The 12,571-nt window shown below is 60.8% G+C and carries 11 protein-coding genes; 2 read left to right on the forward strand and 9 right to left on the reverse strand.

From position 1 onward, the window contains the following. Positions 1–10 precede the first annotated feature (10 nt). The 9 genes from aspS to AC1965_RS16320 form a co-directional block, all read right to left on the reverse strand. Positions 11–1,789 (reverse strand): aspartate--tRNA ligase, encoded by a 1,779-nt coding sequence (gene aspS / locus AC1965_RS16280; RefSeq protein WP_483884888.1) that lies wholly within the window; start codon positions 1,787–1,789, stop codon positions 11–13. 54 nt (positions 1,790–1,843) lie between these two features. Beyond that, positions 1,844–2,128: a hypothetical protein gene (locus AC1965_RS16285; protein WP_483884889.1), complete on the reverse strand. Its 285-nt coding sequence runs from the start codon at positions 2,126–2,128 to the stop codon at positions 1,844–1,846. Then, complete coding sequence (locus AC1965_RS16290) at positions 2,118–3,161, reverse strand: hypothetical protein (RefSeq protein ID WP_483884890.1); 1,044 nt, start codon at positions 3,159–3,161, stop codon at positions 2,118–2,120. Before AC1965_RS16290 ends, AC1965_RS16285 begins: the two co-directional genes overlap by 11 nt. Positions 3,162–3,169: 8 nt before the next feature. After that, entirely contained in the window at positions 3,170–3,574 is a 405-nt protein-coding gene (locus tag AC1965_RS16295) for a hypothetical protein (RefSeq protein WP_483884891.1), read from the reverse strand. Beyond that, positions 3,571–5,058, reverse strand: a complete 1,488-nt coding sequence (locus AC1965_RS16300) for an FAD-binding oxidoreductase (RefSeq protein WP_483884892.1) — start codon at positions 5,056–5,058, stop codon at positions 3,571–3,573. The genes AC1965_RS16295 and AC1965_RS16300 overlap by 4 nt, the downstream gene beginning before the upstream one ends. 111 nt (positions 5,059–5,169) lie before the next feature. Continuing rightward, positions 5,170–5,949, reverse strand: coding sequence for a heme ABC transporter ATP-binding protein (locus tag AC1965_RS16305; RefSeq protein WP_483887070.1), 780 nt, complete (start codon positions 5,947–5,949; stop codon positions 5,170–5,172). Continuing rightward, on the reverse strand, positions 5,949–7,022 hold the full coding sequence (locus AC1965_RS16310) for a FecCD family ABC transporter permease (protein WP_483884893.1): 1,074 nt from the start codon (positions 7,020–7,022) through the stop codon (positions 5,949–5,951). The genes AC1965_RS16305 and AC1965_RS16310 overlap by 1 nt, the downstream gene beginning before the upstream one ends. 4 nt (positions 7,023–7,026) lie before the next feature. Next, complete coding sequence (locus tag AC1965_RS16315; protein WP_483884894.1) at positions 7,027–7,893, reverse strand: heme/hemin ABC transporter substrate-binding protein; 867 nt, start codon at positions 7,891–7,893, stop codon at positions 7,027–7,029. After that, complete coding sequence (locus tag AC1965_RS16320; RefSeq protein WP_483884895.1) at positions 7,890–8,936, reverse strand: hemin-degrading factor; 1,047 nt, start codon at positions 8,934–8,936, stop codon at positions 7,890–7,892. Before AC1965_RS16320 ends, AC1965_RS16315 begins: the two co-directional genes overlap by 4 nt. 229 nt (positions 8,937–9,165) lie before the next feature. Between AC1965_RS16320 and AC1965_RS16325 the strand changes: the two genes are divergently transcribed. Continuing rightward, positions 9,166–11,199 (forward strand): TonB-dependent receptor domain-containing protein, encoded by a 2,034-nt coding sequence (locus AC1965_RS16325; protein ID WP_483884896.1) that lies wholly within the window; start codon positions 9,166–9,168, stop codon positions 11,197–11,199. A gap of 114 nt (positions 11,200–11,313) precedes the next feature. Next, positions 11,314–12,564, forward strand: a complete 1,251-nt coding sequence (locus AC1965_RS16330; protein WP_483884897.1) for an Hsp70 family protein — start codon at positions 11,314–11,316, stop codon at positions 12,562–12,564. The last annotated feature ends 7 nt before the right edge of the window (positions 12,565–12,571 follow it).

Below are 12,571 nucleotides of genomic sequence, written 5' to 3' on the forward strand. Positions count from 1 at the left end.
GTAGGAGAGCTTATTGATCCTGAGGGATCACGCGCAGGCCCAGCTCCATCAACTGATCGCTGGCCGGCTCGCTGGGCGCGTTCATCATGAGGTCTTCGGCGCGCTGGTTCATCGGGAAGAGGATGACCTCGCGAATGTTTGCCTCTTCTGCCAGCAGCATCACGATGCGGTCGATGCCAGCGGCACAGCCGCCGTGGGGCGGGGCGCCGTATTGGAAGGCATTGACCATGCCACCGAACCGCTTGCGCACCTCATCTTCACCATAGCCCGCGATTTCAAATGCCTTGAACATGATCTCGGGCTTGTGGTTTCGGATTGCGCCGGAGACCAGTTCGTAGCCATTGCAGGCAAGATCGTACTGATAGCCCAGCACTTTGAGTGGGTCGCCTTGCAGCGCTTCCATGCCGCCCTGGGGCATCGAAAACGGGTTATGTTCAAAGTCGATCTTGCCGGTTTCTTCGTCTTTTTCAAAGATTGGGAAGTCGACGATCCAGGCAAAGGCAAAGCGGTTCTTGTCGGTCAGGCCCAATTCTTCGCCGATCACGTTGCGCGCACGCCCGGCAACGGATTCAAATGCCTTGGGTTTGCCGCCAAGGAAGAACGCGGCATCGCCGACACCCAGACCCAGCTGCTGGCGGATTGCCTCGGTGCGCTCAGGGCCGATGTTCTTGGCCAGTGGGCCCGCGGCTTCCATGCCTTCGCCCTGGTCGCGCCAGAAGATATAACCCATGCCGGGCAGCCCTTCTTTTTGCGCAAAGGCGTTCATGCGATCGCAGAACTTGCGCGATCCGCCGGTGGGGGCGGGAATTGCGCGGATTTCGGTGCCGTCCTGTTCAAGAAGTTTCGCGAAAATGGCAAAACCGGAGTCGCGGAAATGATCCGACACCACCTGCATCTTGATCGGGTTACGCAGGTCGGGTTTGTCGGAGCCATACCACAGGGCAGCATCCTTGTAGGAAATCTGTTCCCAGGTTTTGTCGACGTTTTTGCCGCCGCCGAATTCCTCGAAAATGTCGGCGATGACGGGCTGGATCGTGTCGAACACATCCTGCTGTGTGACAAAGGACATTTCGAGGTCGAGTTGGTAGAAATCGGTCGGCGAGCGGTCGGCGCGCGGGTCTTCGTCGCGGAAACAGGGCGCGATCTGGAAATACTTGTCAAAGCCCGAGACCATGAGCAGCTGCTTGAACTGCTGCGGGGCCTGCGGCAGGGCGTAGAACTTGCCGGGGTGCAGGCGCGAAGGCACCAGAAAATCGCGCGCGCCTTCGGGCGACGAGGCGGTGATGATTGGGGTCTGGAATTCGCGGAATTTCTGATCCCACATACGTTTGCGGATCGAGGATACAACGTCGGAGCGCAGCACCATGTTCGCCTGCATCTTTTCGCGGCGCAGGTCGAGGTAGCGGTAGCGCAAGCGGGTTTCCTCGGGGTATTCCTGATCGCCGAACACCTGTAGCGGCAGTTCGGCAGAGGCACCCAGCACTTCGAGATCGCGGGCATAGACCTCAATCGCGCCGGTCGGCAGCTTGGGGTTTACCAGACTTTCGTCGCGCGCCTTGACCGTGCCGTCGATGCGGATACACCATTCCGACCGCACCTTTTCCAGCTCGGCAAAGGCCGGGCTGTCGTGGTCGCAGATCACTTGGGTGATGCCATAGTGATCGCGCAGGTCGAGGAACAGCACGCCGCCGTGATCTCGCACGCGGTGCACCCAGCCGGACAGGCGCACGTTGTCGCCCTTGTTATCAAGGCTCAGATCGGCACAGGTGTGGCTACGATAGGCGTGCATGATGGTCCCTTCCTAGGGCTAATTTTGGTTCGGGGCAGGTACACCTTTTGCCGCTCAGGAAGTCAAGGGTGCGCAGCCCAATAAGCCAGCAGGCAGCACCAGAATCGCGCCTGACTGGTAGAGTGCCGTGGCAAAACCGGGGATTTCGCTGGCCAGTGTCACGCTGATCGCGTTTTGAGACAGGATGCTGACGCCGGGCGGGAGAGCCTGAAAGAAGACCGTATCGGGCCATAGTACCAGCGCCGCCGGCGCCGCATCAGACAGGAGCATGACCCCGGCCAGCACCGCGATCCAGCCACAGGCGACCGCCAGCAGGGCCAGGGTGAGTTTAGTAATCATGCACATGTTCCAACTGTGCCGGGCCATCCGCAATCGCGCGCAGGGTGGACATCAGATCGGCCACCTTGACCAGCAGCAGATGGCGGGTATCGCCATACCCTTGACGCGGAAAACTGAAGATCGCGTTTTTCATCGTTGGGCTGTCTGATATCACGGTCAGCAGGATATCGTCGTTACCGGCGATTTCGACGATATTAACGCCCTGCCCGGCCATCTGCGCCAACAGATGCGTAAGCGCGCGGTAACGCGGTGTCTCAATTTCGACCCCTTCGGAGTGGTTTGCGATCACGCTAATATCCGGCATGGCCGCCAGCGCTTCTGTACTGGCGCCGGTAACGATCATCCTTAGGGTAAGTTCATCCGTCCCCGTCGCCGCGACGGCCGATGCGATGATCCCGGCGTAGGCTGATTTGGCAGCGTATTCCGCGCCCAACGCGAGGTTACGTTCGTGGTCCCTCAAGGCGCCGCTGCGGGCCGCGGCAAGTGCGGTGCGGTCGGCGTCAAAATCCCATTTGTACCACGGCACCTGTTGCAAAAACTTGGCATATGCTGCGGCCTGATCTGCCGAGAGATCATCAAGGGGGCTGTGCTGTGGTCCGCGCAGCAGAGTGAACAGACGACCAAGCGTTTCTTCGTACGCGGCCTTGAGCGCCAGTTCGGCGGTAAAGCTGGTGCCGATGACATAGACCAACTGTTTGGTCGCTGTATCGACCCCGCCATGTGCGCCCGCCTGTTCGTTCAGCGCGCAAAGCGACGACCAATAGCTGCGGATCGCACGGAAATAGCCAAAATCATGCGGGTACCCGCCTTGGATCACCTGCGCATAGTCGTCATAGGCATGCACGATGTGCCATTCCGGGTAGGTCAGCAATGTGCGCGCTTCCGCGCGGCGGTGATCGGGCGGCAGCAGCGCGGCATAGCCGTTTGCGACCACCTCACCCCGGCAGGCAATTTCCACCCAAGCGACAGGTGCCAGTAACGCCATGATGCACAGGCCCAGCACCAAGCCGAGCCGCAGCAGCCATTGGCCCATCCGGCGCATCAGGCCCGGTTCAACCGCATACCGGCCCAGAGCGCAAAGCCGCCCAACGCCAGATGTGGCGCATTCGCCAGCACCCGCAGGAGCGTGAACGACAGCCCATCAGAGCCATGCGTGAAAATCCCAAGGTCGAGGTATCCATAACCAGTAAAGAATCCAAACACACCGTCCCCAAGGTATAGCGCACCAAACACCAGCAGGAAGAACCGAGCCGCCCGATGTGACAGCAGCGCCGCGCCCAGCGCCCAAAGCGCTGAGGCGACGTGCAGCGCGTCGTCAAAAATATCCAACGCAAAGATGCCAAAGGCGCGCCCCTGATCATCGGTCAGGCCAGGAATGTAATTCAACGACGCAGCACCCATCAGCGCCACAAAGTAGCCAAGGCAGATTTTTTGCAAGACGGTCATAGATACTCCAGATAGCTGTCCCACAGGTTGTTACGGAAAATCATGTCCGGGTCCATCGCGCGTTTTGCTGCGGCAAATTCACCGGCGCGGGGATAGGCACGCAGCAGTTGCGCGGGCGTTGGGTGCGGGCGATACGGCAAATAATATGCCCCGCCGATGCCGACGATACCGTCCACCAGCGCACGGGTCATGCGGGCCATATCGGCCTCGGCCCGGGCGGTCATTTCCTGGCTGAAGGACATCACAGCAGCGATGCGCGGCACGGGCGCATAGTTGAGCCAGCTTTCAGGATCGGTGTTCACAAAGCGCAGGGTGACATTCAGAAACTCCTGATACGAGGCAGGGATCACGGCACGGCAGAGCGCCAGAAATTCGGGAAATCTTTCAGGCGTCACGAAGTATTCATGCAAGATATCGGTGCGGGTGTCGTCGCGGTCATCCAGCGTTATAACCGGCTCATTGATCAAAGAATTGCGCGTCGTGGCACCGCCGCCGACTGCTGGGCCGAGATCGGTTTCCGTCCACCAGCGCAGGCGCTTTATCGGTTCGTTGCCCAACTGCGCGCGGTAGATATGGCGCGCGAGTTTCGACATCATGCCAGAGCCTGCGGCGGCAGGCAGATCGGATTGATCGTCTGTGGCGCGGTAGGTGATCATCAGCGCCTGCGTAAAGAAATCCGCGCGCGCCACGTTCAGCCGCCCGTAGGCCATGCTGACGGTCGGGTCGGCCAATGCTTCGACAAAGGCGGTGCCAAAATCCTTGGCGGGCATTTCGGTGAATGTGGGTTTCAGGCGGGTGTTCTTTTCCATCTCGACGTCCAGCGTGGTGATGATGCCCGTCAGGCCGTAGCCGCCCATCGTCTGGCTGAACAGTTCGGTATTTTCATCGCGTGAACAGCGCACCAATTCGCCATCAGCCAGCACCATATCAAAGCCACGCACGGTACTGCCCATCGGGCCAAAGGGCGCTGGCCAGCCATGCGCGTTGACGCAGAATGTTGCCGCGACGCCGAAATCATTGTTGGACTGCATAACCTTGGGCGAAAAGCCGATAGGATCAAGGGCCGCGATCACCTGCGACCAGCGCGCGCCGGCGTGGGCGCGATATATGCCCGCAGGGCTGTCCGGCTCGACCAGTGCATTGTCGAATGTAATGGCGTGACCGTCGCGCGGTATCGCCTGACCGCCCATCGAATGGCGTGCCGCGCCGACGTTGACAGGACGCCCTTGCGCGCGCGCTTGCCTGATCTCGGCACGGATGGCGGCGACCAGTGTGTCGCCGGGATCATCCTTAAGAAGGATATGTTTATAGATCGGAGTGGGGCTGAGCAGGCTGGCGTCATTCATGACGCCCCCGGTTTCGGCCACAGCGAGGGACCGGGTACCGATCATGCTGGGATTACGCGCCACCAATCCGCGGCCCGCCCATGCCCCCAATGCGGCCCCGCTGCCCAAAAGCGCCGCTCTGCGTGTCCAGTTTCTCATCTCGTCCTCGCGCCCGGCTATCCCCGCTCAGGGTTAGCGCATCTTGAACCGCACTGAACAGTTGTAAAACGGGGTTATTCCATACCTTGTATCCCCCCCGTCCAACCCAAGTCAGGCCACGCTGCCATGCGGCAGAACAAAGCTTTGACCCCGTTTCGGTGTTGTGTTCACCCGCAATGCGCAGTGGTAGGCCTCCGACAGGATGTCGTTCGTCATCACCTGCGACGGTGCGCCACTGCTAGTGACGCGCCCCGCACTGACCACGGCCATCTGATCGGCAAACATCGCTGAAAGGTTCAGATCGTGCATCACTGCCACCACGCCGCCGCCACGGGCGGCGTAATTGGCCAGCAGCCGCATCACGATCAACTGGTGACCGATATCAAGGCTGGCGACGGGTTCGTCGAGCAACAGCCAGCGCGGGATGCCTGCCACGACCGGGTCCCAAACCTGGCACAGAACGCGGGCCAGTTGGCTGCGTTGCTGTTCGCCGCCGGACAGTTCCTGATAGAACCGAGGTCCGTAGCCTGCCAGCCCAACCGCCGCAAGCGCGCGGTCGGCCAGCGCCGTTGCCGCCCCTGATGTGCCCGCCCGCAGCCCCATGCGCAGCACCTCGGCGGTGGTGAACGGAAACGCCAGCGTTGTCGCCTGTGGCAGCACACCCCGTATCGCGGCCAATTCCCAAGGTTTCAGAGTTGCGGGGTTCAGGCCGTTCAAAATCACCTGCCCGTCAAAGGGAACCTCGCCCGTTATCGCCTTGAGCAGCGTCGATTTGCCCGACCCATTTGGCCCGACGATGGCGGTGAATTGCCCGGCGCGGGCGCAAAAATCAGCGCCGTGCAGGATGGGTTTGCCGTTAATGCGCACGTGAATGTCAAATGCCTGCAACATCATAGATCCACCAAGCCGCGACGCCGCAGCAATATCCACAGGAATATCGGGGCGCCCAGCACGGCGGTAACGATGCCGATCGGCAGTTCAGCGGGCGCGATGATCATCCGGCTGATGACATCGGCAATCAACAGCAGGCTGGCCCCAAGCAGCGCCGCGTTGGGCAGCAGGGTTTCGTGATCCGGTCCGGTGGCCAAGCGCAGCAGATGTGGCACGACGATGCCGATGAACCCGATGCCGCCCGACACAGCCACCGCTGCCCCAATGGCGGCGGCCACCGTCAGGATCGCAATGTTCTTGACGCGTTGAACCGGGATGCCCATATGCGCGGCCGTCGCTTCGCCAAAGGCAAGACCGTTCAGGCCGTGGCCCAGAAAACCGGCCACAAGGATGGCCGACACGATCAGCGGCCCGGCAACCATCACTTTGGTCCATGTTGCCCCCGCCAGTGACCCCAGCCCCCAAAAGGTCAGGTCGCGCAACTGTGCGTCATCGGCGATATAAACCAATATGCCAGACACCGCCCCGGTCAGCGCGCCCAGCGCGATCCCCGCCAGCAGCATCGTTGCGACAGATGTGCGTCCGCGCCGTGTGGAAACCCGGTAGAGAACCATCGTGGCTGACCAGCCGCCAATGAACGCGGCCAACGGCACCAGCCAGGGGCCAATCCACCCCATCAATGACAGGGGCAGCGCAGCACCCAGGACGATGGCGGCAATCGCACCAAGGCCCGCCCCCGCGCTGACGCCCACCAATCCCGGATCGGCCAATGGGTTGCGAAACAAGCCCTGCATCACGGCGCCCGACACCGCCAGCGCCGCGCCCACACAGATGCCCAAGATCAAGCGCGGCAGACGGATGTCCCACAGCACGACGCGTTCGGTTTGTGTCAGAGGTGCCCCTTGCGCCATTTTGCCCAACGCGCCCCAAAGCGAGGCACCGGAGGCGCCGTAGGTCAGGCTGATCACGCTGACCGCAGCCAGCAGCAGCGCCAGCCAGATATGTGCCCGCCGCGCGCTACTGCGCCGATCAGTCACGCGCTGTGCGCCGCGAATTTCCGCATAGGCCGTCACGTGATCAGCCTCCGTACAGGGCGGTGTTCAGATCGGTGATCGCCGCCGCCGTGCGTGGACCAAAGCCGAGCAGATACAGCCCATCCATCCGCACCACGGCGCGCGCCTGTCCGGCGGGGGTGGGGGCAATGGCGGGCAGCGCGACCAGATCCGCGATCGTGCTGTCATGGTCCCCGCCGCGGTCCATCATCAAGATCACATCGGGGTTCGCGGCCAGAACGGCTTCGTCGGTCATGGGTTTGTACCCCGAAAAAGCGGTTACGGCGTTGGTACCGCCTGCAAGGTCGATCATTGCGGCAGCGGCGGTATCGCGCCCCGATGCCATGATGCGCCCCCCTTGGATGCTGAGGATGAACAGCACCGATTTACGGGGCCCTCCTGCCTTGGTCTGGGCCTGTTCCGTCGCCAAAGAAAGATCGCGGCGTATCTGATCAGCCAGCGCCTGCGCGCGCGCAGGTTCATCAATTGCAGCACCGACTGCCTGCACTTTTACTGCGATACCTGCGATGGAATAGTCCTCTGGCACAGTGACGAAAGGCACATTGGCGGCCTGCAGCACGGCAATCGTTTCGGGCGGGCCTGCACCCTCTTCAGCGATGATCACCCGAGGCCCCACTGATAGCACGCCTTCCGGCGACAGGGCGCGCATGTAACCGACGTCGGGCAAGGCCTGCGCCGCTACCGGGAAAGTCGATGTGGTATCCCGTGCGACCAGACGGTCCTGCGCGCCAAGGGCGTAGATGATTTCCGTCACCGATCCGCCGATTGCAACGATGCCACCCGGTTTGTCCGCCGCCACTGCCGCCGTAGCGCCCAACCCCAGGACGCCAAGCGCCGCGCCAGCCCGGCCAATGAACTTGCGCCATCTCATGCCGGGATATCCGAGGCGAGGCCCGCGACAATGTCGCGCCATGCCGGGCGGCTATCGCGCCCTTCCCTGCCGACGCCAAATACCTGCAAGATCAGCCCGCCATTTGCATTGAATGCCTCGACCGATACTGCGGGGCCGCGTTTGGTGGGTTTATCAACGGCCCAAACCTCGGCCACGTGATCCAGCCGCAAATGCAGATTAAAGCGGGGATCAAGCACGTTTTGCCACGGGCCCATGGGCTTGAGCGTCTCAATCGGGCCGGAATGGATCTGGATGCAACCGCGATTGCCGGTAAAGATCATGACCTCGACGCCACGTGCCTGTGCGGCCTGCAACATGTCGTCCACGGCACCCACGGCCAATTGCCGCACATAGGGGGCGCCCGCGATGCGGTATGCCCCCAAGCGGTTCATCTTGAGCTTGGAGGTCAGACGCATAAATTGGTGCGTGTCCGTCATACGCGCCCATTCGCTTTGCAGGATTTCACGCTTGGCGACATCACCTTTTGGGGCCTCGTCTGGCACACGGTCCGACACATCCAGCACTTGTGACTGATCATCTAGGCGCAGTGTCTTTTTCGCGTTGTCCCATGCCGCAAGATGCGCGTCATCACGCAGGAAAATCTTGTGCACCGCGTCCCCCGCCGCGTCGAAAACTTGCAGGCTGCGCCGGACGCCCGAGTCCGTTTCCTTTTCGACCATATAGGCATGCTGCCAGTGGCTGGGGAAAATTCGCAGGTCAATTTCGTCGTTCAGGATCATCGAGGCATGGGCGCCGGAGTGGTAGTTGTCGTAAATCCCCGTCTTTTCATGCACGCAGGATTGGTTGCGGGTCAGGGCCATAACCTCGCCCAGGCTCTGTGCCGCTGCCATGATGCCATCAGGATGGGGGGCGATACGTGTCGACATGTCGCCGCTGTGGGCGGCGATCAATTGGGCCTCGCTGATTGCCAGCTTATCAGCCAGATCGCGTTCGCGCATCTGCGCATGATCCGCGCGAAAAGCACGGATATCGGCCGGGGAAAGGGGGGTAAGATCGTTCATGTAGCACCTGCGCCTGATCGTGGTTCCGGACGGGGCTGGCAGAGTGCGCAAAACGGCACGGGCTGGCGGCCTGACCGCTAGGCAATCAAGCTTTATAGTTGACAGTTTTAGTCAACATTTCTAGAAGGCGCAAGAGCCAAGCCAGTTTGGCCCGTCTTTTTTCACCCACCCGACGCCAGCCACTTGCAAGCAAACGGCCCCCTATTCCAGAACGCTTGTGAGGAACAACATGACACCTTCCGTTGGCAGACATGCGCAACTGCGCGGCACCACCGCCCTTTTCTTATTCATCTTTGGCGCCGCCACGGCCCATGCCCAGGATACCGGCACTGCCGACCTTGGCACGCTGATCCTGGGTCAAAGCAAACGCGATGTGCAGACCAACACCGCCACCCCGATCACGCAGGTCGATCAGGATGAAATCAACGACCGTCAGGCGGGCACCGTTGCCGAACTGATTGATTCTGTTCCGGGCGTAAGCCTTGTAAACGGGTCCACCCCGCAAGGGTCGGGCATCAACATCCGTGGTTTTGGCGCCAATGGCACCTATGGCACAGATCAAAAGGTCGCGGTGCAGGTCGACGGTGCCAGCGTCGGGGCCGAAGAGCTTTACCGGATCGGCACGCAATTGTTTACCGATCCATTTCTGTACAAGAACGTCAGCGTCATCCGCGGCACCGTCGGCAGTTTCGAATATGGCGCCGGGATCATCGGCGGCGTGGTCCGGCTTGAGACCAAGGACGCGTCGGATTTCACTGGTGGCGCGCCGGGGTTTGTCTTTGGCCAGACACTGGAGTTTACGAGTAATGGCAACGGTGTCACCAGTTCCAGCACGCTTGCCTGGCAGCCAGATGCAAATATGGAGTTTCTGCTGAACTACACCTGGCGTGATCAGAGCGATCAACAGGATGGCGCCGGAAATACCATTGGCAACAGCGCCTTCACATTGCCGTCGGGGTTGGTCAAAGCGAAATATACGTTCGGCGAAAACGGTTATCACGCGCTGACCTTCAGCCTGAACAATACCGAATCCAGTGACCGCGACGTGCCCTATGATAGTTTTACAACCACGGCCGATGCCTTTGGCAATGTTGACCGTGACACGGCATCGCGCACCGCCGTGCTAAGCTATAACTTCAACCCGCTGGACAATGATCTGCTGAATTTGACCGTGGCGCTGTCGCACGCCGACCAGCAAATTGATCAAACCTATGTGCCGGGCAGCTCGCCCATGGAAGGGACGCCAGGCTTTGCCAGATTGGCGCCGCTGGTAAATGCCGATCACCGGTACCAGACCAGCAAACTGTCCTTCAAGAATACCAGTTTGTTCGTCACCGGCCCCGTCAGCCACGATCTGCGCACCGGTCTGGAGTTCACGCGCAAGGAACGGCTAAATGCCAGCTCGGCCCCCGGAGGCGTGGACAACCGTATGGCGTTTTTTGTGGTGGATTACATGGCCATTGGCGACGCTTGGACGATCACGCCTGCGCTGCGCTATGAGCGGTCGCACATTGACGGAACGACAGCGCCCAATGATGGCAGCTTTGTCGATGACGCGCTGATGGGCGGGCTGTCGCTGCGCTATGCCCTCAGTAATGGTGTGGCGCTGTTTGGCAGTGCGGCCTATACGGAAAGCCTTCCAATCATTGACGATCTGGGCGATGCGGCCTTTATCACTCAGGCAGAGAAGTCGCGCACATTCGAGCTTGGCGTGGCGTTCGACAGGCACGACCTGATCCGTGGCGGCGACCGATTTGCGATCAAAGCGACGCTTTATCAGACTGACCTGTACGACGTAACATCCTACACCGTGCCGGGGCTGCGCCCAGCGCCAGCGCTGGACCGGATCGAAACGGAAGGGCTGGAAATCGAAGCTTCTTACGCAATGGCGAGCGGGCTGTATCTGGATGTGAACGCCAATATCGTAAATGGGATGGAATTCGGTGCAGCTGTGCCAGCTACCACATGGCGCAACACGCCTGCTGATTCTCTCCGCGTGACGCTGGGCAAGAAGTTCGGAGATGAGCTGGACGTCAGTTGGGAAATGGTCGCCAATGCCAATGTCGCGACAAGAACGACCAACCGCGCAGGCTTTGGCGTGCACAATCTGCGCGCCACCTACGTGCCGCAGTCCGGTATCCTGCGTGACACGCAGATCCGGGTCGGTGTGGAGAATGTGTTTGATCGCGATTACACGCCGCATCTGTCCACCCGCCCCGCGCCGGGCCGCAATCTAAAGCTGACCCTGTCACGCCAATTCTGACACCAGCGAAGAAGCGGGGGCATGCCGCGCAGGACCACCCTTGTGATCGCTTGACTTGCCCCCGCCCCCTGCCTAGACCCGCGTCTTTCGTTTTGACGCAGGAGAGATCGAGATATGTCAGGGCAGAGCCGCGCATTGGGCATTGATTTCGGGACATCAAACACCGCCGCAGGATATCTGCACGACGGGATGCCCTGCCTGATCGAAATGGCGCCGGGACAGACCACCCTGCCCACCACCTTCTTTTTCGACTTTGACAGCCGCAAGACCTTGATCGGCGACCCTGCCAATCAAGCACTTCTCGATGGGGTCGAGGGCCGTTTCATGCGCGCACTCAAGCGCGTTTTGGGCACCAGCCTGATGCATGAAAAACGCCAGATCCTGAACGAACGGGTCACATTCGTCGATATCATCGCCCGTTTCCTGTGCGAAATAAAACGCCGAGCCGAAGCGGAGACCGGACTGCGATTTGACCACGCTCTATCCGGTCGCCCCGTGGTGTTTCACGGCTCGGACGACCCGCGCGAACAACAGGCAGAAGATGATCTGCGCGCCTGTTATCTCGCGGCTGGATTTGGCGATGTGACGTTCATGGCCGAACCCGAGGCCGCAGCCATTGCCAGCGGGGCGCTGGACCACGCAGGTGAAACCGGGCTGATCGTTGACGTGGGCGGTGGCACATCGGATTTTTCTGTCTTTCGCGCAGGGGCCGAAGGGGTAGATATTCTGGCCAACCACGGGGTACGCATCGGTGGAACCGACTTTGACCGCGCGATCAGTTTTGAACAGGTGATGCCGCTGCTGGGCAAGGGGGTCGAACTGCGCAATGTAATGGGCCCCGGCACCCTGCCCGCCCCAAATGCGTTGTTTGACGATCTGGCAACCTGGGAGAAAATACCATTTCTCTATACCGCGCAGAATCGTCGCGATGTGGCAGAGATGGGGCGCATGGCCGTTGAACCCGAAAAATTCGCCCGGCTGAGCGCTGTATTGCAGGACGAGCTTGGCCATGAACTGGCCTTTGCAGTAGAGCGCGGAAAGATCGACGCGAACGCGGGCCGGGCGCAGTCGCGTATCGAGATGGACGTGATCAACGCAGGCCTATTCGCCACACTTCCCCCGGATGATCTGGCCCATATCCTTGCCCCTTTTGCGACCACTTTGCAAAAGGGTGCGCGCGATACCTTGCAGCGTGCGGGGATTGCGGCTGACCAGATTGATCATGTGATCTACGTCGGCGGGTCGAGCCTGATGTCGGTGGTATCGAGTGCAATGAAGTCGGAGTTCCCGAACGCACGTCACAGCTTTTCCGAGGTATTTACCGCCGTGACGCACGGCTTGGCCAGCGCGACAGCGCGGTTGTGACAGCAGG

Source organism: Sulfitobacter sp. KMM 9851, from assembly GCF_057178245.1.